This window comes from Roseiflexus castenholzii DSM 13941 (assembly GCF_000017805.1).
Classification (GTDB): Bacteria; Chloroflexota; Chloroflexia; order Chloroflexales; family Roseiflexaceae; genus Roseiflexus; species Roseiflexus castenholzii.
Genome location: NC_009767.1, coordinates 3,594,322 through 3,616,756, shown reverse-complemented (window position 1 = coordinate 3,616,756; position 22,435 = coordinate 3,594,322). Strand labels below are relative to the sequence as shown.

Below are 22,435 nucleotides of genomic sequence, written 5' to 3'. Positions count from 1 at the left end.
TCGTGGTATGCAGAAACCGGGCGCTTTCGGCGCCGCAGATGAAGCGAAGGGTCTCGGCAGCGTGTGAGACGGGATTCTTCGCTTTGCTCAGATATGGTCCTTCTCGTCGTCCTATCAGTCGTTGGGCGCTGATGTGTTTGTGCATCTTTATGCGCATTTGTGTATTTACTGGAGACCGGACACAGGATACAGGACGCTATGCCAGGCATTTCATTCGACCGTGCTGTCGATTACTACGACGCAACCCGCGGCTATCCGCCGGGGGTTGCCGAACAGTTGCGCGATGCGCTGGTTGCAACGCTTCAGTTGAGCCAGCACGCGCGGTTACTCGAAGCGGGCATCGGAACAGGGCGTATCGCGCTTCCCTTTATTGAGAAGGGATACTTCTACGTCGGCGTTGATCTCGCGCGGCGTATGATGGGGCAACTGTGCCAGAAACTCGATGGGCGCGTCCATCAGGCGTACCTGGTGTGCGGCGATGTGATGCATATGCCGGCGGCAAATGCGGCATTCGATGCTGTGATCATGGCGCACGTGCTCCATCTGGTGGCAGATTGGCGATGGACGCTGAACGAAGTACGCCGCGTTCTGCACCCAGGGGGCGCTATTGTGCTGCTCAGTGATGAACGCAACGAACAGGACGGCGATCCTCCTGCGCCACGCATGCAGGTGCAGCAGGCATGGTCAGCCATCCTGGATGAACTGAACGTTCCGCCGGACCAGCGACGCGAGAGCGCTCCGCATGGTCTGGATGAGCGGTTTCAGTCGCATCTCGAAGCGTCTGGCGCAACCGTAGAGCGCGCGACGCTGCTCACCTACCGTCAGTCGCCGCAGAGTGTGCGGTCCGTGGCGCAGCGGTACCAGGAGCGGATGTATAGCAGTTGCTGGGTGTTGCCGGACGATCTTCATGCGGAGGCGGCGCGTCGTTTGCAGCGCTGGATCAATGACCACCCCAGCCCTGACACGATGCACGAGCCTTCGGCGCGGATCGATGCAATGATTGCCCGGTGGGTTTAGTCGTTCAACAAGACTTCACTCATGGTCGCGCGCGGAAAACAGGCGCTGTCGGCTACCCGGGCGAAGCAAAGGGTTCCGGCAGCGGACAAGATACTTTGCTTCGCTCGGAATGACATGGCTCGCTCGATTCGGCACAATAAAAAGCGGAGGGCATTCGCCCTCCCTTCTCCTCGCCGTGGAGGTGGTGACATTACCTGTCGCTCTGTCTGGAAGATGTCGTTCGGACATGGAGCAGCGCGTAGAGTGGACAGAAACCGGTAACCGCGCTGAGGATCAGCAATACCGCAACGACGGTCAGGACAATTTGCCAGATGCCGGTCAGTCCGAAGAAGCCGAACAGGAACAACAACAGACCAATGCCGAGGCGAATATCGCGGTCAAAGACGCTTTCGTTGACAGGCAGCACGATGTCCCCCTTCTAGAATGTCGTAGACTGGCGGTAACCTTGTGCGGTTCATCACAAAGAACCAGCACTTTTAGTATACACATCCATGCGGATATGTTGTAGAATTCTTCACAATCCTGGGTGGTAATCTCTTAACCAAAGGAAGGATCAATGCACGACACCATTGTTTTCACCCGTGGCGTTCCGCCAACCGACGCATTTCCGACGGCGCAGATCGCTGAATGTCTGGCAACAGCAGTCGAGTCCGATGCAGCAGTTGTGCTCCAGTACGGTCAACAGCCCGGCTACGCGCCGCTGCGGGCGTTGCTCGCCGCCGAGTATGGCGTCAACGACAATGAAATCATGGTCGCCAACGGATCATTGCAACTACAAGACCTGCTGGCGGCGCATCTGGTTCGTCCCGGTGCGACTGTCCTGACCGAGCAGCCGAGTTACGACCGGGCAATCACGACGTTTCGGCGTCGCGGCGCGCGCGTGGTCGGCATTCCGCTCGAAAGGGACGGTCTCGATGTAACGCGCCTGGAAGCGGAGGTCAAACGCCAGACGCCAGCATTTCTCTACACCGTGCCCGACTTCCAGAACCCGGCGGGCGTCACAACATCGCTGGAAAAACGGCGCGCCATTCTGGAGATTGCCGACCGGTACGGTTTCTGGGTTATTGAAGATATTCCCTATCGCCTGCTCCGTTACCGCGGCGACAGTGTGCCAATGATGCGCGCGATCAATCCGGATCGTGTGATTACTATCACATCGTTCAGTAAACTCCTCAGCCCCGGCATGCGTGTTGGGTACATGGTTGCGCCGTCGTCGCTGGCGGCGGCGGTGACGAAGGAAGGTGAAAACACCTATCTGTCGCCGGTGCTGCCGACGCAGGCGGCGGTTGCCGAATTCATCCGGCGTGGGTGGATGGCGCCGAACATCGAGCGGTTGAAGGAACTGTACCGACCGCGTTGGGAGGCGATGATGAGCGCCGTGCGTCGCTATCTGAAGGGTGTCGTCGCTTCTGAGCCGGATGGCGGCTTCTTCGTGAGCGTGACCCTTCCGGCTGACGCCAACACTCGCAATCTTGTTGCGCGCGCGAAGGAGATCGGGTTGGTGCTGACCGAGGGGCAGGCGTTCTTCGCCGATCCTGACGAGGGCCCGATGCCGGATGGCGAACGTTTTGTGCGCCTGCCGTTCTGTGCCGTAACGCCGGAGCAGATCGATGAAGGCATGCGTCGCCTGGCATCGCTGCTCTAGAAGCCCGTACCCGACGGTCAACCATTGGACTGAATGAATGAAGGGCGCTGCGCCGCGCGCGCGGGTCCGTCCTGCGGCGGTGTGGCGATGTTCGCGGTCATGGCGCGACCGGCGCAGCCGGTCGAAGCAATCCCCTCACCCCCTGCATCTCTCCCGCGCGCGGGAGCGGGGAGATTACAGCGCCGCGCGCGGGTCCTCCTCCTGTGGGCGTGCCGGGGTGCGCGGTCATGGCGCGACCGGCTGCGTCGGTCGAAGCAATCCCCTCACCCCCCGCATCTCTCCCGCGCGCGGGAGCGGGGAGATTACAGCGCCGCGCGCGCGGGATGCCCCTGATGAGTATTATGAGGATTCGTTGTTGACGGCGAGAAGATACCCCTTCCCGCGCACATTGAGGATATAGCGCGGCGAACTGGGATCGGGCTCCAGTTTCTGGCGCAGGTGATGGATGTGGGGTTTGATCAGTTCGCCCGCCTCCAGATCGCTGGCATCGTATCCTTGAGCGCACTTCACCAACTGGCTGTACGACAGCATCGTGCCGGCGTGCTCCGCAAGGCAGAGGAGCACCCGGAACTCAGTCGGCGTCAACGCCAATGTGCGTCCGCCAAGCGTCGCAACCTGACGCCACGTATCGAGTTGCAGTTGACCAATGACGATCGTGCGCTCGGTTTGGGGCGCCGGAGGCGTCTCGGCAGTTGCGGCAACTGAGCCACGCAATTCCTGAACGGCGGCTTCAACGGCATTCAGAAGCGTGCGTCGCCGCTGCTCGGCAGCATGCGCCTGCAACGCCGCCTGGACGCGCTCGAGCACTTTTGCCGGCTCGGTATTCTTCAACAGATAGTCGAAGATGCCGTGGCGCAACCCTTCAATGGCGGTTTCGAGCGAACCATGCCCCGTCAGGATAATGATCGGCACATCCGGATGATGCGCGCGTGCGGATGTCACCACCTGCATGCCGTCGACGCCGGGCATTTTCAGATCAACAATCAGAAGATCGAACGTTTGCTCTTCGAGGAGCGTGATCGCCTCAGCCCCGCCGGAAGCAGTCGTCACATCATAGCCAGCGCGTGTCAGCATGGCGCTTAGCGTTAACCGAATGTTGGCTTCATCGTCCACCAGCAGTATTCGCTCCGACTGACTCATGGCTTTCCCCCTTCACCGGCGCGCGGTGTCTGCGGCGCCATCGAACAGATGCACTGCCTGTTCGATGGATGGTAGCATCAAAGGTGGATGGATGTCAACTCATAATGGTGAGTTTGAAACTGATGCCTCAAAACCATCTAGTAATTGCCCACCTTTTGTAGTATACTGGAAACAGCGCTTGACCATCTTGTGATAAAATCCACAATCAAAGGCATACGTGTTATGCCGACCCGGAGAGGCTCCTTCCACGCACGCAGGATGCCCATGTCGGCTGGAGCGTTTTTGCGCGAACCGCTGGTGGATGAGGTCGCTGACGACTCTAGTTCGAGAGGAGGCAGGTCAATGATCGACCAGAGCGTGCGTTCGTTGCTCGAAGGAGTGATCGATACGCCTCTCAAATTGCAACTGGCGCTGATGTTCGCCGAGCGTCGATGCCTGTATGCAACGGCCGCACAGGTGGCGGATCGGATCTATCGCGATATCTGGAGTACGCGCGAAGCACTGCGCGAACTGGCAGAAGGCGGCGTGTTGTCCGAAACGATGACAAAGGACGGACCCGCGTATGCGTTCTGCCCGTCCGGTGAATTGGCAGAGCCGATCCGGCGCTTGGTGCAGTGCTATAATGAGCCGCTGGAACGCGATCTGTTATATCGGACGCTGCGTGAGATTGCCGGTGATGCATCCTATCGACGGGCAGTGCGCATGGGGATCGCATTTGAAAGCATGAGCTTCTAGAGGTGTGGAGTGATATGGCCGATTTGTCGAAGAAGATAAAACGGGATGGCGCTCTCGCTCGCATGCAAAGCCGCGTACCACCCGGTCAGTATGTCACCGAGAAGTTTCCGGTGCTGCACTATGGCGAGGTTCCGATTTATCACGATGTCGAGAAGGATTGGGACTTGCGCGTCTGGGGCGAAATCGAGGCGCCGGTGCGTTTCAGTTTTGCAGAGTTTCGCGCTCTGCCAACGATCACGATTACAACCGACATCCACTGTGTGACGCGCTGGAGCAAGCTTGATACGCATTGGGAAGGCGTGCAGTTCAAAGAGTTTCTCAGGCGCATCCCACCGCTCACGTCGTCGGCAAGGTATGTCATGGCGCATTGCGAGCACGGCTTTACGACAAATGTGCCGCTCGATGTGCTGCTGGAGGACGATGCGCTGCTGGCGTACAGATACGAGGGTGAAGAGTTGACGCCGGAGCATGGCTATCCGCTGCGCCTGCTGACGCCGCGCAAGTATTTCTGGAAGAGCGCCAAATGGTTGCGCGGCATTGAGTTTATGGCGAATGATCGCCCCGGCTTTTGGGAGCGCTACGGATACCATAATAACGCGGACCCCTGGAAACAAGAGCGCTACGCCGAGGAGTAGGCGCTTTCCGGTGGAATGCTGATGCGTCTTTGTCGCCGAGAGCGGAAGCCCTCGGCGACATACGGGTGCAACCGCTTATACGAGGTATGGCCGCAGGACGTTGCGCGCCAGCAAGAAGCCACGCTTTACCAGTTCTTCAGTTCCCTCGAATTTGCGATCCTCGTGTTCGATGCTCAGCACAAAGTCGTAGCCGACGGCGTAGAGCGCGGCGATGAACCGATCCCAGCGCACCTCGCCAAGCCCCGGCAGGCGCGGAATCTGCCATCCCATGCCGGCGGACAGAACGCCGTGCGCGTACAATCCATCGCGGTTGATCTCCATGTCTTTGGCATGCACATGGAACAGGCGGTCTTTGAACTCATAGACGGCGCGCTCGTAGTCGATCATCTGCCAGACAAGGTGCGACGGATCGAGGTTCAAACCGAAGTTTTCGTCCGGGATGATGCGGAACATTTCGCGCCAGATCGCCGGTGAGTGCGCCAGATTGGTTCCGCCGGGCCACTCGTCGTAACTGAAGATCATCGGACAGTTTTCGATGGCGATGTTGACGTTGCGCTCGCCCGCATATCGCACCAGCGGGGTCCAGACGACGGCAAACTGCTCCAGGTTGTCGGGCACGTTTTTCGTCTGATCGCGTCCGATGAAGGTGCCGACGACGCCGACGCCAAGTTTACTCGCGGCGTCGATGACCTTCTTCAGATGTGCATTGACCTGTGCGCGATGCTCCGGGTCGGGATGCAGGTTGTTCGGATAATAGCCAAGGGATGAGATCGTCAGCCCCGTGCGCGCCATGAGGTCGCGGATCTCAGCCACGCGCGCGTCGGTCAGCGATTCGACATCAATGTGGCAGACGCCAGCATACCGCCGCTCTTTACCCGAACCGGCGGGCCAGCAGGCGATCTCGATGGCTTCGAAGCCGTTTGCGGCGCCCCATTCGGCGCATTCTTCGAGTGAGAGGTGCGGTAGCGCAGCGGTGAAGAATCCAAGTTTCATGCCTGTTCCTCCAGTGTATCAGCGATCAATCGTTACCCAGCGCTCCTCGCGCGCACTGCGCAGGATCGCTTCTCCCAAAAGCAGTTCTTCGTGTCCGTCGGCGAATGTCGGATAGTCGGGCGCAGCAGGCGGCGCGCCGGCGGCAACGGCGCGGTAGACCGCTTTGTAGAGTTGCTTGAAGGTATCTGGGAAACCTTCGGCGTGCCCGCCGGGATAGTCGGTTGTGCCGCGCGCTGCGGGCATGAGAAGCGCCGGATCGCGCAGGAGCAGCCCGCTGGCGGTCTCGCGCCGCCCCAACCACAACTCCTCTGGTCGCTCCGAGTCCCATGCCAGCGATGAGCGTTCACCGTCGATCTCGAAACTGAGCCGGTTCTTGCGCCCTGGGCTAACCTGCGACACCGTCAGAACGCCGCGCGCTCCGCTGGCGAAACGCAGCAGAATACTGGCATAATCTTCGGTGTGGATCGGTTGATCGATTGTCTCGGCAGCAGTCACTTCCTTGCCGGTGAAGGTGTCGATCGGTCGGGTTGGTTTGCGACGCACCGGAATGAATGTCGCCAGGTCGGCCATGACGGCGCTCACCTGTTCGCCGGTGATGAATGTCGTCAGATCGAGCCAATGCGAACCAATGTCGGCAACGGCGCGCAATTCACCGCCGAGTTCCGGTTCGAGTCGCCAGTTCCAATCCGTTGGCCGCATGAGCCAGTCCTGCAAATATGATCCCTGAATAATGCGCGTTGCGCCGGTTTCGCCCGCCTGCACCAGCGCGCGGGCATGCTGGCAGAGCGGGTAGAAGCGAATGTTGAAGTTGACGGCGTGGACAATGCCAGCCTCGGTTGCCAGCCGCAACAGTTCCGCCGACTCGGTGGAGGTCATTGCCAGCGGCTTTTCACAGACCACATGCTTCCCTGCGGCGATTGCGGCTTTGACCTGCGGGAAGTGCAGGTAATTGGGCGTGGTGATATGGACGACCGTCACGCGCGGATCTGCGAGCATCTCTTCGAAACTGGCGTACACGTGAAGACCCATGGCGTCGGCTTTGGCGCGGGCGCGTTCCACGCTCGAGCCGACGACGCCGATCACCGGGATGCCAAGCCGACGCAGCGCTTCGACATGCACCACGCCGATGAACCCGGTTCCGACCACGGCGGCGGCGATCGCTGTCATAGAGCACCTCACTGTCAGGCGATGAGTGACGCCTGATTTTCCCGCGATAGACGTCTCCTGTCAAGCATGGCCAGTGTGTCGTGGTACAATCGCCGTGGCGGAGATCGGTTGTTCGCTCCAGGGAGCATGGCATAGGATCGCACACGGACTCGGATGGATTGATACCAATGACGATTGAAGATGCCGCATGCGTGTCATGCCGAGCGCAGCGCGGAATCTGCGCGGGTCGCGCACGACCCTTCGCGCTGCTCGGGGTGACCATGCCGGATGGTCACAGGTCATTGGTATTGAGATAGATCTGAACGGATAGGGACGCGCCCCACAGTCTTTCGCGCCATGCCTGTTTCTGGCAGCGAGCACGGGCTGAACCTGTCGAAGCCGGTACTCAAGCCAGACGTTACCCGCGCATTCGCGCCTTACAATAACTGCTGTAACGCAAGGAGACTTTCCCATGTCCGACATCTCGCTCGAGACCCTGACTTACGAACAGGTGGCGAAAACCATTGACCACTCGCTTTTGCGTCCAGAACTGACGACTCAGGAAGTCGCAGCCGGGTGCGATCTGGCGCGACGCTACCATACCGCGTCGGTCTGCGTCAAACCGTGCGATGTGCCGCTGGCGGCGCGCCTGTTGGCAGGCAGCGATGTGGCGGTTGGTACGGTGGTCGGCTTCCCGCATGGCAGCAGTGCAACTGCCGCCAAAGTCTTCGAGGCGCGCCTGGCGATTGAACAGGGCGCTGTCGAACTCGACATGGTGATCAATATTGGCTGGCTGCGCTCCGGTCACGATAACGAGGTGCGCGAAGACATTCGCGCGGTTGTCATTGCCACCGAAGGTCGGGCGCTGGTGAAGGTCATTCTGGAGAACGCTTATCTGAGCGATGCCGAGAAGGAGCGCGCCGCGCGCCTGGCGGAGGAAGCGGGGGCGGATTTTGTCAAGACCTCGACCGGTTTTGCGCCATCTGGCGCCACCATTCCCGACCTGATCCTGATGAGGCGCAGCGTTTCACCACGGGTGCAGGTGAAGGCAGCGGGCGGTGTGCGCACCCTTGATGCGCTGATCGACGTGTTGCGCGTTGGGGTTACGCGGGTCGGCGCCACGGCGACCGCCGCCATCCTCGATGAGTTTTGCCGACGCAAGGGGTTGCCGGTGATCGGCGAAGGTGCAGCAGCGCCGATGATGCCGGGGGCGTACTGAGCAAGGGAACAGGTGTTGCGCGTTGAACGTTCGGCGCTACCGTTGCGATACTGACACGATTTCGCGTCGATATTGTCATACGAATGCGCACCGGGGTTTGCTATACTTGCCTGGCGATAGATTCGCAGTCGAACGTATCAGGTCCCTCTCTCTTCAGACGCAAGGAGCGCCCCCCATGACGCAGAGCAATGCAGGCAGCCCGGTTTCTCAAACTCACGAATCGGATGCGCATATGCTGGAACTTGAGCGGCGAATCAGCGATCTCCAACAGCAGATGGCGCGTGATGCGGCAGAAATGGAACGTTTGCGCATCCGGGCAGACAGCAATGAGCGTGCTGCGGGCATTCTGCGCGCACTTGCCGACAACATTCCAGATTGGGTGTTCGTCAAGGATCGCAACCATCGCTATCGCTTCGTCAACAAGGCGTATGCGGTATCGCTCCAGATGCATCCCGACGACATGCTGGGAAAGGACGACATCGAACTGGGATTTCCAGAGTACAATGTCAAGGGCGATCCGGAACGCGGCATTCGCGGATTCTGGGCTGATGATCGTCAGGTGATGGAAAGCGGCGAACCCCTGATCATTCCGCGCGATGTTGCAACGCTCAATGGCAAAGAGCATATCTTCTTCACATCGAAACTTCCACTCAAGGATGGGGACCGGCATATCTGGGGGGTGCTCGTCCTGTGCCACGATGTGACCGATCAGCAGGAGGCATTGGAAGCAAAGCGCCAGAGCATGGAGCACGAGGCGCTGATCGCAGCGCAACAGGCGGCGATTCGTGAGTTGTCCACGCCGCTCATTCCCGTGGCGGATGGCGTGGTCGTTATGCCGATCGTCGGAACGGTCGAAAGTACGCGCGCCTTGCAGATCATGGAAACCCTGCTGACCGGCATTGCGCAGTACCGTGCGCATACTGCACTGCTGGACATTACCGGGGTGAAGGTCATCGACACGCAGATTGCGGCAGCGCTGGTGCGCGCGGCGCAGTCGGCACGGCTGCTGGGGACGGACGTTATCCTGACCGGCATCAGCCCTGAAGTCGCGCAGACGCTGGTGCATATCGGCGCCGATCTGAGTGCGCTGAAAACGCACAGTTCGTTGCAACGCGGTATCGCGTATGCGCTCCGGCGGCAACGGTAGCGCGGCTGCGGTTCGCTTCTGTGCGCGCCCGAAAACGAGGAATGGAGCAAGCGATACAAGCGTCAGGGCGGGTTTCTCAGACCCGCCTTCGCATTGCGCTGGCACAAAATGACAGTTCCGGGTGCGACAAACGTGGAGTCCCGATCCCTGCCCCATGTTGACTCGGCGCGGATCTTCAGGGCGTATAATACGTCGGTATGAATGCACCTGCTATCCGTCGTTTCTGCGCGTTCTGCGGCGCGGATTTACCCCCTGGCAATCCGCGCTTCTGCATCGAGTGCGGTCAACCGGTCGAGCCGTCTCCGCACGGCGAATCGACCGATCACCCGCATGCAGTGACCGGACCCACCGTGCGCCTGGCGAATGCCCGCACGGAGCAGGCGGTCATCGGCGGCACGGTCAAGCTGCCATCGTCAGGAGCGGCGCCACCGGGGTTGTGGTTCGCGCCTGAGTTGCCCGGTCCTGATGCTATCGTCGCCGTGTATGCGCCATTGCGCGCGATTGTCGGCGGATGGAGCGGGTTGATCGCGCATGGCTGGAAGAAATGCAGTGAGGCATGGGCTGCCGATGGAACCAATCGCACCCTCGTGCGCTTTACGGTCGAGCGCATGTGGTTCGCGGCGCCGGGGGCGGCGCACTCTATGCGTTTGCTGGTGCAGATCGGCGCATGGGCGCACGCTGACGAAGGGCGCACCCGGCGCGGATTTCGCTACCGGATCGGCGCCGATCCGCCGATGGACGTGATGGCTGCCTGGTGGGTTGAGGGAACGGCGCCGCGCTTCGATCTGCCTGTGCCGCAGATTCAGATCATGGCGCCGCCACGGATTGTCCGTATTTCGGATGTTCCCGAAACCGTCCGCCGGATGTCTGCAAAGGAGGCGGAAACCTGGGCGCGGCAGGGGGAAGTCCATGGATGGTTTCGCATGCCTAACAGTGCGCAACAGCGCACTCCCGTCGGGCGCGGCATTCCGTTGCTCGAAGTGTCGCCGCTGGGCGCCTGGTTGCGACTGGGTGGGGCAGTGGGTCGGCTCTACCGGGTGCAGATGTTTCGTCCGCTCGTGTGCGACGCGCCCGCCTGGAAGAGTCTCAAGCAGCGGATTGTCCAGGAAGCGACAGACCTTGGTCTCGATATGAACACGGACGCGATCATCGAATGGTGGCTGGATCGCGAAGGGTACGACGGCGCGCTCTTCGAGCGCAACGCGCATCCGTATGGCGGCGGTCGAGCCGTGATCGCCTTCCGTCGCAGTCAGATCGCCCTGATTGAAGGATAGAGGAGAAGCACACGCATGCCACGACCCAAACGCACTCGTGCAGCGCAGGCTGCCGCCTCGCAGCAGGAAGGACCGGCGTTGCGGATTGCCATGATCGCATCGGAATGCGTCCCGTTTGCGAAAACCGGGGGATTGGCGGATGTTGTTGGTTCATTGCCGAAGGCGCTGCGCGCGCTGGGGCACGACGTGATTGTGATCATGCCACTGTATGGCATGATCAACCGTGAACGCTACGATATTCGCCCCTTCCTGGCGCCGATGGGTGTCTGGATGGGCGACACCGAGGAATGGTGCGCCGTGCATACGACGACGCACGAAGGCGTGCCGGTCTTTTTCATTGAGTTCGACCGGTATTTTGCGCGTCCGGGGTTGTACCACGACGCTGATTATAACGATTATCTCGATAATCCACGCCGCTTCGGGTTTCTGACCCGCGCCGGATTGCAACTCTGTATCGATATGGGTTTTCGCCCCGACATTGTGCATACCCACGACTGGCAGACCGCGCTGGCGGCGGCGTACCTCAAAATCTGGCACTGGAACCATCCGGTGCTCGGCGGCGCAGCCAGCGTCCTGACCATTCACAATATCGCCTATCAGGGTGTGTACGATGCGTCGCACTATCCGTACCTGGGGTTGCAGTGGAGTAACTTCACGCCCGATAAGTTCGAGGATCACGGGCGGATCAATTTTCTTAAAGGCGGTATTCAGTACTCCGATATGCTCAATACCGTCAGCCCAACCTATGCAAACGAAACTCGCACTCCCGAAGGCGGGCATGGGCTTGCGATGTATCTGAATGATCGCGGCAGCGCCTACCGCGGTATTCTCAATGGCGTCGATTATACGCAGTGGAATCCGGAAACCGATCCGCTCATTCCGGCGCGCTACAGCGCCGGTAATCTGGCGGGCAAGGCAATTTGCAAACGCGAACTGCAATTGCGGATGGGGCTTGATCCCAACCCCAACATCCCGATTGTCGGCGTGGTCAGCCGTCTTGCGCACCAGAAGGGGCTTGACCTGCTAGCAGGCGCGATCGAGGGTCTGGTGCAGAATGCGCTGGTGCAGTTTGCCATTCTCGGCGCTGGCGACAAAGGGCTTGAGGGGTATTACAGTCTGCTGCCGGTGCGCTTTCCCGGTCGGGTCGGCAGTTTCATCGGCTACGACAATCAACTGTCGCACTGGATCGAAGCGGGCAGCGACTTTTTTGCGATGCCGTCGCGCTACGAGCCATGTGGACTGAACCAGATGTACTCGTTGCGCTACGGTACGTTGCCGATTGTGCGCGCGACCGGCGGATTGGAAGATACTGTGCAGCAGTACGATGAACACACTGGCGCCGGCACCGGCTTCAAGTTCTATGAACCGAGTGTCCATGCGGTTTACTACACCATTGGCTGGGCGATCAGCACCTACTTCGACCGACCGCACCATATGCAGCAGATGATCCAGGCAGCGATGGCACAGGATTTTTCGTGGGAACGTAGCGCGAAAGAGTACGTGCAGTTGTACCGTGAGGCGATTGCGCGCAAACGGGGGATGTAGGCATGCTCGAACAGGTCGATCTGACGCTCACGCTCAGCAAGCGCGACTATCGTCAACGCCTCGTTGATCTCCAGATGCGCCTGTACGATATGGAACAGGCGTTGTTCGAAGCGCGCATTCCGGCGCTGTTCGCCTTCGAGGGGTGGGCTGGCGCCGCCAAGGTGCGCACCATCAGCGCTATTACTCGCCGGCTCGATCCACGCGGCTTGCGCGTCTATTCGATCACCCCGCCGCGCACGTATGAGATGCAGTATCCCTGGCTCTACCGTTTCTGGCTGAAGACTCCGAGTTATGGTCAGATTGCGATTTTTGATCGCTCGTGGTATCGCCACGTGCTTGGTGAGCGGGTGCGGGGCGAGTTGAGCGTCGCCGATTGGCGCGCGCGCTGTGAGGATATCGGCGCATTCGAGCGCCAACTGGCGGATGATGGTGCGGTGATTCTGAAGTTCTGGCTGCACATTTCACAGCGTGAGCAAGGGCGTCGGTTCAAGAAATTGCTTGGTGACAAAACGACTGCCTGGCAGGTGACCGAGGAGGACCTGTGGCAACATCGTCACTACGAACGGGTGCGCGATGTGGTCGAGGATATGATTGCCCGCACCGATACTCCGTATGCACCCTGGATCATCATTCCGGCGACCTGCGGGCACTATGCGCGCGTGGCGGCGTTCGAGGCGATCCTGAGTGCGCTCGAGGCGCGCATTGGGAGGCGACCGGTTATCGACGTGGATGCCGAAAGTCGCGAAGAACTGCTCGACTCGCGTGGCGCCTCCTTCCGTCGCAGCCTCGATGTGTTGCGCACCCGCGGTGCGCGCCCGATGTTCACCTCTGGCAATGGCGCACCCGAAGGGGTGTCTGCCGGCGTATCGCCGCTGCCAACCGGCATCAGCATTCTCCGGCGCGTCGATTTGAGCCAGCGTCTCGATCCGCGAAAGTACAGCCGGAAGCTCAACCAATTGCAAGCCAAACTGCGACTGCTTGGCTTTCAGGTCTATCTCCAGAAGCGTCCGGTCGTTGTGGTCTTCGAGGGATGGGATGCTGCCGGGAAAGGAGGAACGATTCAGCGCATTACCGAGAAGCTCGATCCGCGCAGTTATGTGGTGCATGCGATTGCCGCGCCGACCGGCGACGATAAGGCGCACCATTATCTTTACCGCTTCTGGCGCCGGTTGCCGCCGCGCGGTCAGATTGCTGTCTTTGATCGCTCGTGGTACGGGAGGGTGCTGGTGGAGCGCGTCGAGGGGTTTGCCCGTCCGGAGGAGTGGCAGCGCGCCTATGCCGAGATTAACGAATTCGAGCGGCAACTGGTCGAGTTTGGTACAATTGTCGTAAAATTCTGGCTGCATCTCAGTCCAGAAGAGCAGTTGCGGCGTTTTGAGGAACGGCAGTCGATCCCGTATAAAGCCTGGAAACTCACCGAAGAGGACTGGCGTAACCGCGAGAAGTGGCCACAGTATGAGGCAGCAGCGGACGAGATGTTGTTGCGCACCTCGACGCCGGCTGCGCCGTGGACGATTATCGAAGCCGAGGATAAGCGATTTGCACGGGTCAAGGCGCTGCGCACGCTCGTGCGCCGTCTGGAAGCCGAGTTAGGTCGGGTGAAACTGTAGGAGCCTGCCATGCGCCTGAGCGAAGACAAAATCCGCCGGATCGCCGAGCGGTTGCACGACGAACTGGAGCAGCGCGGCCTGCTGATGTACAAGAACCCGCGCGGCACACCGCCGGGGATGGGGCGGGCTGCGCGCGTCAAGGCGATCTACGATTTTATCGTCGCCGATCTGAAAGTCGAAGAAGAGATCGATGCCGAAGTCGAGCGCATTCTGAGCACCTATTCGCGCGAAATCAAAGGCACTGAGCGTGATGTGCTCTTCCGTAAGCATAAGGAAGAGGTGGCGCGCAAACGGGGGTATATTCTGTGAGGAAGGTGACGGTTATATGGGATGAGGCGGCGCGTCCAGTAGAACTTTCTCTCCGGCGTGACCGGCGGCGTGGCGGTTGTGCTGCAGAGCGCGTCGGGCCGGTGTGGATCGCACCCGAAGGCACAGCGCGATTGCGGGATGGCGTTCCTGTGACGCGCCTGATCTGATCCGCGCGTATCCGTCTCAATCGGTGCGTATCCGTGTTCCACTCCATACCTGGAAAACGTGCTATAATAGAAGAGCGGGTTCGCCAACCATGCGGGCTGGTAGCTCAGAGGTAGAGCAGCGGTCTTTTAAACCGATGGTCGTGGGTTCGATCCCCACCCGGCCCACCACTTTCTCTTGTTGATAGAACCCTCCCTCCCTCTACTACCATGCACAAAGGTCATCAAAGTCGCGTATGAATTGGCGTTACCGCTTCCAGGGAGGTGGCAGTATCTCCACGCTGCCCATCAAAGGGCGCAGCATCCCGCCTACCCGCAGGTTCTGTTCTGCTCTTTTGTCAGGGCGCTGATGCTGAGTCTGTTTCCGATGAGGATGAGGCGCACCATCTGTCAGTTTCTGTCGATCTGCCCATACTCCTGAGTGAGGTGGGACATTCGTTTGCACGATATGATCTCCAGCGGACGCCCCGCGCTGACGATCTTCGTTTGCGGTTGATGAGGGGGTGTTATACCAATGACCTGTGACCATCCGGCATGGTCACCCCCAGCAGCGCGAGGGGTCGTGCGCGACCCGCGCAGATTCCTCGCTGCGCTCGGAATGACAAGTCGCTGCGCTCGGAATGACAAGTCGCTGCGCTCGGAATGACAAGTCGCTGCGCTCGGAATGACAAGTCGCTGCGCTCGGAATGACAAGTCGCTGCGCTCGGAATGACAAGTCGCTGCGCTCGGAATGACAAGCATGCGGCATCTTCAATTGTCATTGGTATTACCAGCATCCGCCGGAGGATGGATGCGCCGCCGCTGAACGTCCCGCCTTTACAGGGACAAGTCTCTGTGTCTGCTCGCTGCCACGCCCCAGGAAAGCGTCCCTAAAGCGTTTCGTCCGGCGAACCTGCGAAGAAGCCGGCGACCTGGGCGCGGAATGGAAGTGTCGGTGACAAAAGCGTGCCATCAGGGGCAATGGTGAAGACTTCGAGGAAATCGCCAACAACCGAATCGGGACGGGTGCATACCAGGACATCGCGCTCAGCCGGGCGCACGATCCAGTACTCCGGCAACCCGGCACGCGCATATGCTGCACGTTTGATTTCTGTATCGGTCTCGGGATTGGATGGCGACAACACCTCAACGATTAAGGCAGGCACGCCATTGATGCGGCGATCATAGATCATGCTGCGATCCTCATTGCGCACAACGACAATGTCGGGTTGCACCGGATCACACCCTGGCATACGCACACCAATCGGCGCCCATGCGGTCAGACCAATGCCTAGACGGTCAATCTGCTCCACCAGCAGCAGCACGATCTGGCGAACGATCCATTGGTGAAAAAAACTCGGCGCAGGAGTCACAAACAGGACTCCGTCGATGACTTCATACCGGTTGCCATCATCTGGTAGAGCAGACCAGCGCTCATAGTTCCAGCCGGTATCGATTGAGCGTAGCGACGGCACAGCGGGAAATGGTGTGACGGTCGTCATCGATCCTCCTTGCGCGCGGTGTGACTATGCTCTCTATTCTACCACGGCGATAGCGCGTTGTGGAATTGTTTGGCGCAACCGCTTCCACCGCCGATTTCTTGACCATATCTTGAGCATGGATAGAGCATACCTTGATCTGGATGGGGTACATTGTTGCGGTATCGTGAAGAATCGATGCTGGAGGAATATCGTATGCCACGGATTGGATCGATCAGTCTGATTGTTCTTCTCGCTGCGCTGGCAACCGCGTGCAGCAGCGCGCCGCAGACGGTGACCGCTCCATCGAGCGCTTCGACGCCTTCGAGCATGTCCGGCATGGATCATTCGACCATGATGCCGGGTATGCATGAAACACCCTATGATGCGCTCTTTATCGATAGCATGATCATGCATCACGAAGGCGCCATCGTTATGGCGCGGCAGGCGCTCGAATCGGCTGAACGTCCCGAAATTCGGCAGTTGGCAGAGGCAATCATCAGCGCACAGCAGAACGAAATAGACCAGATGCGTTCGTGGCGCGCGGCGTGGTATCCTGATCTTGCACCAACGGCTGGCATGGGAATGGAAATGGGTCCGATGATGGTCGCCGATGGACCGGCGCCGTTCGATCGGCGTTTTATCGAAGCGATGATTCCACACCACGAAGGCGCCATCGCCATGGCACGCGATGCGCTTCAGCGTGCGGAGCGCCAGGAAATCAGGGATCTGGCGCAGTCCATCATTGCGGCGCAGGACGCAGAAATCGCCCAAATGCGAACCTGGCTTAAAGCGTGGTATGGTATCGAGGATACCAACAAATAGTGCCGCGAAGGATTTCTGAAGCCAGTAACAATAATGATAGCAAGAACGTTGTTGATCGTCGAAGACGAAGATCGTCTGCGCAATTTGTTGCGCGGCTACCTGGAACGCGAAGGATTTCGCATCGTGCAGGCGCGTGATGGTGTACAGGCACTGAGCCTGGCGCGCAGCGAACAACCGGACCTGATCATCCTTGATCTGATGCTGCCTGGCATTGATGGGCTAGAAGTATGCCACAGGCTGCGCACATTCTCGGATGCCTACGTGCTGATGCTAACGGCGAAAGCCGAGGAGATGGATCGCGTCGTCGGGCTGGAGATCGGGGCCGACGACTACCTCACCAAGCCGTTCTCACCGCGCGAACTGGTAGCGCGGGTACGTGCGATGTTTCGTCGTCCCCGCCATGCTGACGACGAGCCGGCGCCGCTGTTGGTGCAGTCTGGACCGCTGACGATTGATGTTGCCCGTCATGAAGCGTTGCTTGCGGGCGAGCCGCTCAAACTGACCAATCTGGAGTATGCATTGCTCAGCGTCCTGGCTTCGGCGCCTGGTCGTGTTTTTACCCGCGCGCAATTGATCGAGCGGGTATGGGGCAACGACTACTTTGGCGATGATCACGTTATCGATGTGCATATCGCCAATCTGCGGAAGAAACTGGGGGATGATCCGACGCGACCGACGTTCATCATGACGGTGCGCGGCATAGGCTATCGGTTTGGAGACGCATCGTGATGACGCTGTCCAGGTTCCGTGGATTGTATGGACGCCTCTTTCTGGCGCATGTGCTGGTCATTGTTGCCGGCGCAGTCACCCTGCTGGCTGTTACCCTGCTTACGGCGCATACCCTGCATGATCGGTTGATGGTCGCCTGGCTCGGACCCGACGCCACATGGACAACCGACCCTGTGATGGCGGAAATGGAGCGCGCGACGAATGCCGTATTCGAGGCGGCTATGATTCAGGCGCTGGTTATCAGCGGCGGAGCGGCGATTGGAGTTGCAGTCGCGGTCAGTCTGGTGGTATCGCGCCGGGTGGCGCTGCCGATCCAGGATCTGCTGCGTGCCAGTCAGCGGATTGCAGCCGGGCACTATCACGAACGTGTGTCGCCAGCCGGCAGCGAGGAACTTGCTGCACTGGCGCAGCAGTTCAATCTGATGGCGGAAACCCTGGAACACGCCGAGCGTCGTCGGGTGGCGCTTATCGGCGACGTTGCTCACGAGTTGCGCACACCGCTGGCGACAATCGAAGGGTATGCCGAAGGTGTGCTGGATGGCGTGGTGACTGCCAATGGTGAGACGTGGGCGCTTATTCTCGATGAGGTGGGACGGCTGCGGCGACTGGTCGCCGACTTGCAGGAACTCTCACGCGCCGAAGCAAGGCAACTGCCGCTCCGTCTGGCGCCGATGGCGCCTGCTACGCTGGTTGATCGTGCTATGGCGCGCCTGAAACCGCAATTTGATGATAAAGGCGTTGCACTCACCTGCACTCTTCCGCTCGATCTGCCACCGGCGCTGGCTGACGCTGATCGGGTGGCGCAGGTGTTGATCAACCTGCTTGGCAATGCGCTTCAGCATACTCCGGCGGGCGGAAACGTCAACATAACTGTCTGGACAGACGTGCGGACTATTTGGTTTCAGGTTCGTGATACTGGATCGGGCATTGCCGCTGAGCACCTGCCATACCTCTTTGAGCGATTCTATCGTGTGGACAAATCACGGACCCGCACCACCGGCGGGACAGGGGTAGGATTGACAATCTGCAAGGCGCTGGTGGAAGCGCATGGCGGGCGCATCTGGGGTGAAAGTGAGGGGCTGGGGCGCGGCGCAACCTTCACCTTTACGTTGCCGGTGCATCGGTGCCTGATCGGGACGTGAACTCGAAAGGGGAGCCTATCTGAAAACCATGCATATAAAGCGCGTCCAAAAAAAACGGTTGCCATCGCAACGGACATCTGGCATCGTGATGTTTGGTCTCATCCTGATCGGCGTAGTGGTTGGAGCGGCGCTGACGAGTCGGGGTTCTTCTTCGACCGATGCTCCGATCAGTTCTGCCAGAAACCGTGAAGGACGAGAGTTGTATGTCACGTACTGCGCCAGTTGCCACGGGGTCAATCTCGAAGGGCAACCAAACTGGCGACAACCCTTACCCAACGGCAGCATGCCGGCGCCGCCGCATGATGCAACGGGTCACACCTGGCACCATCCCGATGACTTCCTGTTTCGCATAACAAAGGAAGGCGGGCAAAGCGTTGCTCCGCAAGGGTACGTCAGCGGCATGCCGGCATTTGGTTCCGTGTTGAGCGACGATCAGATCTGGATGGTGCTGGAGTATATTAAAAGCGCCTGGCCTCCAGACGTACAGGAATTTCAGCGTCGGTTGACACAGCAAGGCGGCTGAGGAAAAAAAACGATGCCCCTGCTGCTCACGTTGTGGAATGATGCCGCGCGGCGAATATAGGCAAACAGAAATAAAAGAGCCGGAGAGCGCCGCGCTCTCCGGCCTTCACATACGGCTCAGAGCAGAAATGTTCGACTTTAGAACTCCTCATCCGGCATCGACGGCGTGCGTGCGCCGTTCTTCTTCGGCTCCGGCGCTTCGGTAATCAGCGCATCGGTTGTCAGGACGATGCCTGCGACGCTGACGGCGTTCTCCAGCGCGCTGCGCACAACTTTCGCCGGGTCGATGATGCCTGCCTGCATCAGATCGACATAGTTGCCGGTCATCACATCAAACCCGTAGTGCGGATTATTGTGCTCACGCTGCAAGGTTCGCACCTGATTCACTACCACTGAGCCATCCTCACCGGCGTTGATCGCCAGCTGGCGCAGCGGCTCTTCCAGCGCACGCCGCAACACGTTCAATGCCATGCGCTCTTCCTCGAACTGCGTCTGGACGTTATCGAGCGCTGAAATGGCATTCAGCAGCGCAACGCCGCCGCCAGGCACAATGCCCTCCTCAACTGCCGCGCGGGTTGCGTTCAGCGCGTCCTCGACGCGCGCCTTGCGCTCCTTTAGCGCCGGTTCGGTCGGTGCGCCGACTTTGATCACCGCCACGCCGCCCGACAGCTTGGCAACGCGCTCCTGCAACTTCTCGCGGTCATAGTCCGACGTTGTGGTTTCGATCTGCTGCTTCAGTTGCCTGATGCGCGCCTGGATCGCCTGCTTGTCGCCAAACCCTTCAACAATGACGGTATTGTCCTTGTCCGACTTCACCCGGCGGGCGCGGCCAAGGTCCTGCACTTTGGCGCTATCGAGTTTGCGCCCGACTTCTTCGCTGATGAGCGTGCCGCCGGTCAGGATGGCGATGTCCTGGAGCATGGCTTTGCGGCGATCACCAAAGCCGGGGGCTTTCACTGCCAGCGGGTTCAGCGTACCGCGCATCTTGTTGACCACCAGTGTCGCCAGTGCTTCGCCATCGACATCCTCGGCGATGATCACCAGGTCTTTTTTGCCGGTCGCCAGTACGGCTTCAAGGACGGGAAGCAGATCATTAACAGCGCTGATTTTCTTGTCGGTGATCAGGATGTACGGCTCGTCGATCACTGCCTCCATGCGGCTCGAGTCGGTGACGAAGTAGGGTGAGATGTAGCCGCGGTCGAACTGCATACCCTCGACCAGTTCGTACTCCAGCGTTGTGCCTTTGCCCTCTTCAATCGTCACAACGCCGTCGTGCCCGATCTTGTCCATGATTGTCGCCAGCAACTCGCCGATCTCTGGGTCCTGCGCAGAGATCGTCGCCACCTGGCGGATTTCGTCACGGCTCTTCAACGAGATGGCTTGCTCTTTAATGCGCGCCACCAGAGCCTCGCGTCCCTTGTCGAGACCGCGTTTGAGGATCATAGGATTAGCGCCGGCTGCCACCAGTTTCAGCCCTTCATCGATCATCGCCTGCGCCAGGACGGTTGCGGTCGTCGTGCCGTCTCCGGCGACATCGTTCGTTTTGCTGGCGGCTTCCTTGAGCAATTGGGCGCCCATATTCTCGAAGGGGTCCTTCAGCTCGACTTCCTTGGCAACGGTTACGCCATCGTGGGTCACCGCCGGAGAACCCCATTTCTTCCCCATCGCCACATTGCGCCCGCGCGGTCCGAGGGTGGTCTTGACAGCGAGCGCCATGGTATCGACACCATGCTTGAGCGCTGCGCGCGCCTGCTCGTTGAAGATAATCTGTTTCGCCATAGACTATGCCTCCTGGATAATGCCAAGCAGATCGCGTTCCTGGAGTATCAGATATTCCTCGTCGTCAATCTTGAACTCGGTGCCGGAATATTTGGCAAACAGAACCTGCTGACCGACCTCGACACTCACCGGAATCAGCTTCCCGTCATCGGTGCGCCGCCCCGGTCCCACTGCAATGACTTCGCCCTGCATGGGGCGCTCTTTCGTTGCTGTATCAGGCAGGATGACACCGCCCTTGGTCTTTTCTTCTTTTGGTTTGGGCTTGACAACTACCCGATCGCCCAATGGTTGGACGTGCATAGTTGTGCCTCCTTACCGGATCGCGTATCGGTTTGTCGGGGAATGACATGAGATTCTATAACGGGAGAGTGTTAGAGGAGCGTAAGCGGAGTGTTGGTGATGTGTTAATGTTTCAAACCCTCTTTTGGAAGTCTTCTGAATCGGTACCCATCCGGCTCGATGACCACAAACGCTTTTTTCAACTCTTCTTCGGGATATGTGTTCAAGACCCTTTCGAGTTCATTGTGAACGGCATTCTGCGTAGAGGGCGATATGCGAAGGTACAGGACTCCTGCACCCAATGCTTTGACAAACACAAGATTGCCAAAGTCCCGCTCACGCGTCACAAATATCCGGTTCTGCTCTTGAGCGGTCTTGAGCAAGTCTTCATCGCGAGCCTGCGAAAGTCCAATGTGAGACACAGGAACGACATCGGGTCCCAAACTGCTGAGAAAGCGGGCAGTAACTGCATATACGTCCTGATCGAGCAGAAATTTCATGCCGATGTAGTCGTAAGACGAACATCCTCAGCCGCTACGAGGGCGATAGCATATCGGATACACGCCCGGATATCATCAATCTGAAGGTCCGGGTAGTAATTTTGAATAATCTCGTTAAACGAAAGCCCTGCATCAAGCAGTTCGAGGACGCTTTGGACTGTGATCCGTGTGCCTGCCACACACGGCTTACCGAAGTGAATATTCGGATCAACTACGATTCTATCTATCATCCCCGTACCTTAATACTCGATGGCTAGCGATAGATTACATTCTATACTTACCCTGCCCGGTGGCGCAAACGGCGCCGACTGACGGAGGAACAGGCGGGAGTTGTCAGACGGTAGCGCGATTATTGCTCCCGTCTACATTTTGGCTCTGGAGTCACAGCCGCCGGACTCTCACGGTCAACGTCCCAGCGCGCAGGATTATCCAGGATGTCTTGCTGGATACGGCTTAACTCATTGTCGTCTCGGATAATATGTTCATGATAATTGCGTTGCCACAGACGACTGCGAAACGGCGGCCAACCCGATTGTCGAACACCATCCGCATACAATTTGGTTGTCATCGTCTTCAACCGATGGACGACATCCGGCAACGACAAATTCGGTTCGCCTTCCTGT

At 59.2% G+C, this 22,435-nt stretch carries 23 protein-coding genes and 1 tRNA gene; 15 read left to right on the top strand and 9 right to left on the bottom strand.

Annotated elements, in window-relative coordinates; genetic code table 11:
• The first annotated feature begins 198 nt into the window (after positions 1 to 198).
• Positions 199 to 1,017, top strand: coding sequence for a class I SAM-dependent methyltransferase (locus RCAS_RS14430; RefSeq protein WP_012121293.1), 819 nt, complete (start codon positions 199 to 201; stop codon positions 1,015 to 1,017).
• Positions 1,018 to 1,207: 190 nt separating this feature from the next.
• Here the strand turns inward: RCAS_RS14430 and RCAS_RS14425 are convergent, their stop codons facing one another.
• Complete coding sequence (locus RCAS_RS14425) at positions 1,208 to 1,423, bottom strand: YgaP family membrane protein (protein ID WP_012121292.1); 216 nt, start codon at positions 1,421 to 1,423, stop codon at positions 1,208 to 1,210.
• 150 nt (positions 1,424 to 1,573) lie between these two features.
• On the opposite strand from RCAS_RS14425, the gene RCAS_RS14420 reads away from it, so the two are divergent.
• A complete protein-coding gene (locus RCAS_RS14420; RefSeq protein WP_012121291.1) occupies positions 1,574 to 2,662 on the top strand; it encodes an aminotransferase-like domain-containing protein in 1,089 nt (362 codons plus the stop codon).
• 339 nt (positions 2,663 to 3,001) lie between these two features.
• Here the strand turns inward: RCAS_RS14420 and RCAS_RS14415 are convergent, their stop codons facing one another.
• Positions 3,002 to 3,802: a response regulator transcription factor gene (locus tag RCAS_RS14415; protein WP_012121290.1), complete on the bottom strand. Its 801-nt coding sequence runs from the start codon at positions 3,800 to 3,802 to the stop codon at positions 3,002 to 3,004.
• Positions 3,803 to 4,144: 342 nt separating this feature from the next.
• On the opposite strand from RCAS_RS14415, the gene RCAS_RS14410 reads away from it, so the two are divergent.
• Positions 4,145 to 4,537 carry a hypothetical protein gene (locus tag RCAS_RS14410; RefSeq protein ID WP_012121289.1) on the top strand — a complete coding sequence of 131 codons (393 nt, stop codon included), beginning with the start codon at positions 4,145 to 4,147 and terminating at the stop codon, positions 4,535 to 4,537.
• A gap of 62 nt (positions 4,538 to 4,599) precedes the next feature.
• Positions 4,600 to 5,172: a sulfite oxidase-like oxidoreductase gene (locus tag RCAS_RS14405; RefSeq protein WP_085979104.1), complete on the top strand. Its 573-nt coding sequence runs from the start codon at positions 4,600 to 4,602 to the stop codon at positions 5,170 to 5,172.
• A gap of 75 nt (positions 5,173 to 5,247) precedes the next feature.
• Here the strand turns inward: RCAS_RS14405 and RCAS_RS14400 are convergent, their stop codons facing one another.
• Together RCAS_RS14400 and RCAS_RS14395 are read right to left on the bottom strand one after the other, a co-directional pair.
• Positions 5,248 to 6,165 (bottom strand): sugar phosphate isomerase/epimerase family protein, encoded by a 918-nt coding sequence (locus RCAS_RS14400; RefSeq protein WP_012121287.1) that lies wholly within the window; start codon positions 6,163 to 6,165, stop codon positions 5,248 to 5,250.
• A gap of 18 nt (positions 6,166 to 6,183) precedes the next feature.
• Positions 6,184 to 7,332: a Gfo/Idh/MocA family protein gene (locus tag RCAS_RS14395; protein WP_012121286.1), complete on the bottom strand. Its 1,149-nt coding sequence runs from the start codon at positions 7,330 to 7,332 to the stop codon at positions 6,184 to 6,186.
• Between the two features lie 451 nt (positions 7,333 to 7,783).
• Between RCAS_RS14395 and deoC the strand changes: the two genes are divergently transcribed.
• The 7 genes from deoC to RCAS_RS14360 all read left to right on the top strand — a co-directional run bounded on the left by deoC (position 7,784) and on the right by RCAS_RS14360 (position 14,750).
• On the top strand, positions 7,784 to 8,530 hold the full coding sequence (gene deoC / locus RCAS_RS14390; RefSeq protein ID WP_012121285.1) for a deoxyribose-phosphate aldolase: 747 nt from the start codon (positions 7,784 to 7,786) through the stop codon (positions 8,528 to 8,530).
• Between the two features lie 175 nt (positions 8,531 to 8,705).
• Positions 8,706 to 9,677, top strand: coding sequence for a PAS domain-containing protein (locus tag RCAS_RS14385; protein WP_012121284.1), 972 nt, complete (start codon positions 8,706 to 8,708; stop codon positions 9,675 to 9,677).
• A gap of 197 nt (positions 9,678 to 9,874) precedes the next feature.
• Positions 9,875 to 10,951: a zinc ribbon domain-containing protein gene (locus tag RCAS_RS14380; RefSeq protein WP_012121283.1), complete on the top strand. Its 1,077-nt coding sequence runs from the start codon at positions 9,875 to 9,877 to the stop codon at positions 10,949 to 10,951.
• A 15-nt stretch (positions 10,952 to 10,966) separates the two neighbouring features.
• On the top strand, positions 10,967 to 12,496 hold the full coding sequence (glgA, locus tag RCAS_RS14375; RefSeq protein ID WP_012121282.1) for a glycogen synthase GlgA: 1,530 nt from the start codon (positions 10,967 to 10,969) through the stop codon (positions 12,494 to 12,496).
• Positions 12,497 to 12,498: 2 nt separating this feature from the next.
• Complete coding sequence (locus RCAS_RS14370; RefSeq protein WP_012121281.1) at positions 12,499 to 14,106, top strand: hypothetical protein; 1,608 nt, start codon at positions 12,499 to 12,501, stop codon at positions 14,104 to 14,106.
• Between the two features lie 9 nt (positions 14,107 to 14,115).
• On the top strand, positions 14,116 to 14,415 hold the full coding sequence (locus RCAS_RS14365; RefSeq protein WP_012121280.1) for a DUF507 family protein: 300 nt from the start codon (positions 14,116 to 14,118) through the stop codon (positions 14,413 to 14,415).
• Positions 14,416 to 14,675: 260 nt separating this feature from the next.
• Positions 14,676 to 14,750, top strand: a tRNA-Lys gene (locus RCAS_RS14360).
• A gap of 698 nt (positions 14,751 to 15,448) precedes the next feature.
• On the opposite strand, the gene RCAS_RS14350 is transcribed toward RCAS_RS14360, so the two are convergent.
• Positions 15,449 to 16,060, bottom strand: coding sequence for a Uma2 family endonuclease (locus RCAS_RS14350; RefSeq protein WP_012121279.1), 612 nt, complete (start codon positions 16,058 to 16,060; stop codon positions 15,449 to 15,451).
• Between the two features lie 192 nt (positions 16,061 to 16,252).
• On the opposite strand from RCAS_RS14350, the gene RCAS_RS14345 reads away from it, so the two are divergent.
• From RCAS_RS14345 to RCAS_RS14330, 4 genes are read left to right on the top strand one after another with little or no spacing between them, the layout of a single operon-like run.
• Positions 16,253 to 16,861, top strand: a complete 609-nt coding sequence (locus RCAS_RS14345; protein ID WP_012121278.1) for a DUF305 domain-containing protein — start codon at positions 16,253 to 16,255, stop codon at positions 16,859 to 16,861.
• A 33-nt stretch (positions 16,862 to 16,894) separates the two neighbouring features.
• The gene (locus RCAS_RS14340; protein ID WP_012121277.1) at positions 16,895 to 17,590 is read left to right on the top strand and encodes a response regulator transcription factor; all 696 of its coding nucleotides are present in this window, start codon (positions 16,895 to 16,897) and stop codon (positions 17,588 to 17,590) included.
• A complete protein-coding gene (locus RCAS_RS14335; RefSeq protein ID WP_012121276.1) occupies positions 17,590 to 18,732 on the top strand; it encodes a sensor histidine kinase in 1,143 nt (380 codons plus the stop codon). Before RCAS_RS14340 ends, RCAS_RS14335 begins: the two co-directional genes overlap by 1 nt.
• Positions 18,733 to 18,760: 28 nt before the next feature.
• A complete protein-coding gene (locus tag RCAS_RS14330) occupies positions 18,761 to 19,255 on the top strand; it encodes a c-type cytochrome (protein ID WP_012121275.1) in 495 nt (164 codons plus the stop codon).
• Between the two features lie 137 nt (positions 19,256 to 19,392).
• On the opposite strand, the gene groL is transcribed toward RCAS_RS14330, so the two are convergent.
• The 4 genes from groL to RCAS_RS14310 all read right to left on the bottom strand — a co-directional run bounded on the left by groL (position 19,393) and on the right by RCAS_RS14310 (position 22,042).
• Positions 19,393 to 21,033 carry a chaperonin GroEL gene (gene groL / locus RCAS_RS14325; RefSeq protein ID WP_012121274.1) on the bottom strand — a complete coding sequence of 547 codons (1,641 nt, stop codon included), beginning with the start codon at positions 21,031 to 21,033 and terminating at the stop codon, positions 19,393 to 19,395.
• Between the two features lie 3 nt (positions 21,034 to 21,036).
• Entirely contained in the window at positions 21,037 to 21,333 is a 297-nt protein-coding gene (groES, locus tag RCAS_RS14320; protein WP_012121273.1) for a co-chaperone GroES, read from the bottom strand.
• 104 nt (positions 21,334 to 21,437) lie between these two features.
• Positions 21,438 to 21,812 (bottom strand): DUF5615 family PIN-like protein, encoded by a 375-nt coding sequence (locus RCAS_RS14315; protein WP_012121272.1) that lies wholly within the window; start codon positions 21,810 to 21,812, stop codon positions 21,438 to 21,440.
• Complete coding sequence (locus RCAS_RS14310) at positions 21,809 to 22,042, bottom strand: DUF433 domain-containing protein (RefSeq protein WP_012121271.1); 234 nt, start codon at positions 22,040 to 22,042, stop codon at positions 21,809 to 21,811. Before RCAS_RS14310 ends, RCAS_RS14315 begins: the two co-directional genes overlap by 4 nt.
• Positions 22,043 to 22,435 lie beyond the last annotated feature (393 nt).

Bases quoted from the DNA above. Each gene is read 5' to 3' on its own strand.
- RCAS_RS14350 (WP_012121279.1), bottom strand. From the start codon at position 16,060: ATGACGACCGTCACACCATTTCCCGCTGTGCCGTCGCTACGCTCAATC.
- groES (WP_012121273.1), bottom strand. From the start codon at position 21,333: ATGCACGTCCAACCATTGGGCGATCGGGTAGTTGTCAAGCCCAAACCA.
- RCAS_RS14385 (WP_012121284.1), top strand. From the start codon at position 8,706: ATGACGCAGAGCAATGCAGGCAGCCCGGTTTCTCAAACTCACGAATCG.
- RCAS_RS14400 (WP_012121287.1), bottom strand. From the start codon at position 6,165: ATGAAACTTGGATTCTTCACCGCTGCGCTACCGCACCTCTCACTCGAA.
- RCAS_RS14380 (WP_012121283.1), top strand. From the start codon at position 9,875: ATGAATGCACCTGCTATCCGTCGTTTCTGCGCGTTCTGCGGCGCGGAT.
- RCAS_RS14365 (WP_012121280.1), top strand. From the start codon at position 14,116: ATGCGCCTGAGCGAAGACAAAATCCGCCGGATCGCCGAGCGGTTGCAC.
- RCAS_RS14340 (WP_012121277.1), top strand. From the start codon at position 16,895: ATGATAGCAAGAACGTTGTTGATCGTCGAAGACGAAGATCGTCTGCGC.
- RCAS_RS14335 (WP_012121276.1), top strand. From the start codon at position 17,590: ATGACGCTGTCCAGGTTCCGTGGATTGTATGGACGCCTCTTTCTGGCG.
- RCAS_RS14370 (WP_012121281.1), top strand. From the start codon at position 12,499: ATGCTCGAACAGGTCGATCTGACGCTCACGCTCAGCAAGCGCGACTAT.
- RCAS_RS14395 (WP_012121286.1), bottom strand. From the start codon at position 7,332: ATGACAGCGATCGCCGCCGCCGTGGTCGGAACCGGGTTCATCGGCGTG.
- groL (WP_012121274.1), bottom strand. From the start codon at position 21,033: ATGGCGAAACAGATTATCTTCAACGAGCAGGCGCGCGCAGCGCTCAAG.
- RCAS_RS14405 (WP_085979104.1), top strand. From the start codon at position 4,600: ATGCAAAGCCGCGTACCACCCGGTCAGTATGTCACCGAGAAGTTTCCG.
- RCAS_RS14420 (WP_012121291.1), top strand. From the start codon at position 1,574: ATGCACGACACCATTGTTTTCACCCGTGGCGTTCCGCCAACCGACGCA.
- glgA (WP_012121282.1), top strand. From the start codon at position 10,967: ATGCCACGACCCAAACGCACTCGTGCAGCGCAGGCTGCCGCCTCGCAG.
- RCAS_RS14415 (WP_012121290.1), bottom strand. From the start codon at position 3,802: ATGAGTCAGTCGGAGCGAATACTGCTGGTGGACGATGAAGCCAACATT.
- RCAS_RS14310 (WP_012121271.1), bottom strand. From the start codon at position 22,042: ATGATAGATAGAATCGTAGTTGATCCGAATATTCACTTCGGTAAGCCG.
- RCAS_RS14315 (WP_012121272.1), bottom strand. From the start codon at position 21,812: ATGAAATTTCTGCTCGATCAGGACGTATATGCAGTTACTGCCCGCTTT.
- RCAS_RS14430 (WP_012121293.1), top strand. From the start codon at position 199: ATGCCAGGCATTTCATTCGACCGTGCTGTCGATTACTACGACGCAACC.
- RCAS_RS14410 (WP_012121289.1), top strand. From the start codon at position 4,145: ATGATCGACCAGAGCGTGCGTTCGTTGCTCGAAGGAGTGATCGATACG.
- RCAS_RS14330 (WP_012121275.1), top strand. From the start codon at position 18,761: ATGCATATAAAGCGCGTCCAAAAAAAACGGTTGCCATCGCAACGGACA.
- RCAS_RS14345 (WP_012121278.1), top strand. From the start codon at position 16,253: ATGCCACGGATTGGATCGATCAGTCTGATTGTTCTTCTCGCTGCGCTG.
- deoC (WP_012121285.1), top strand. From the start codon at position 7,784: ATGTCCGACATCTCGCTCGAGACCCTGACTTACGAACAGGTGGCGAAA.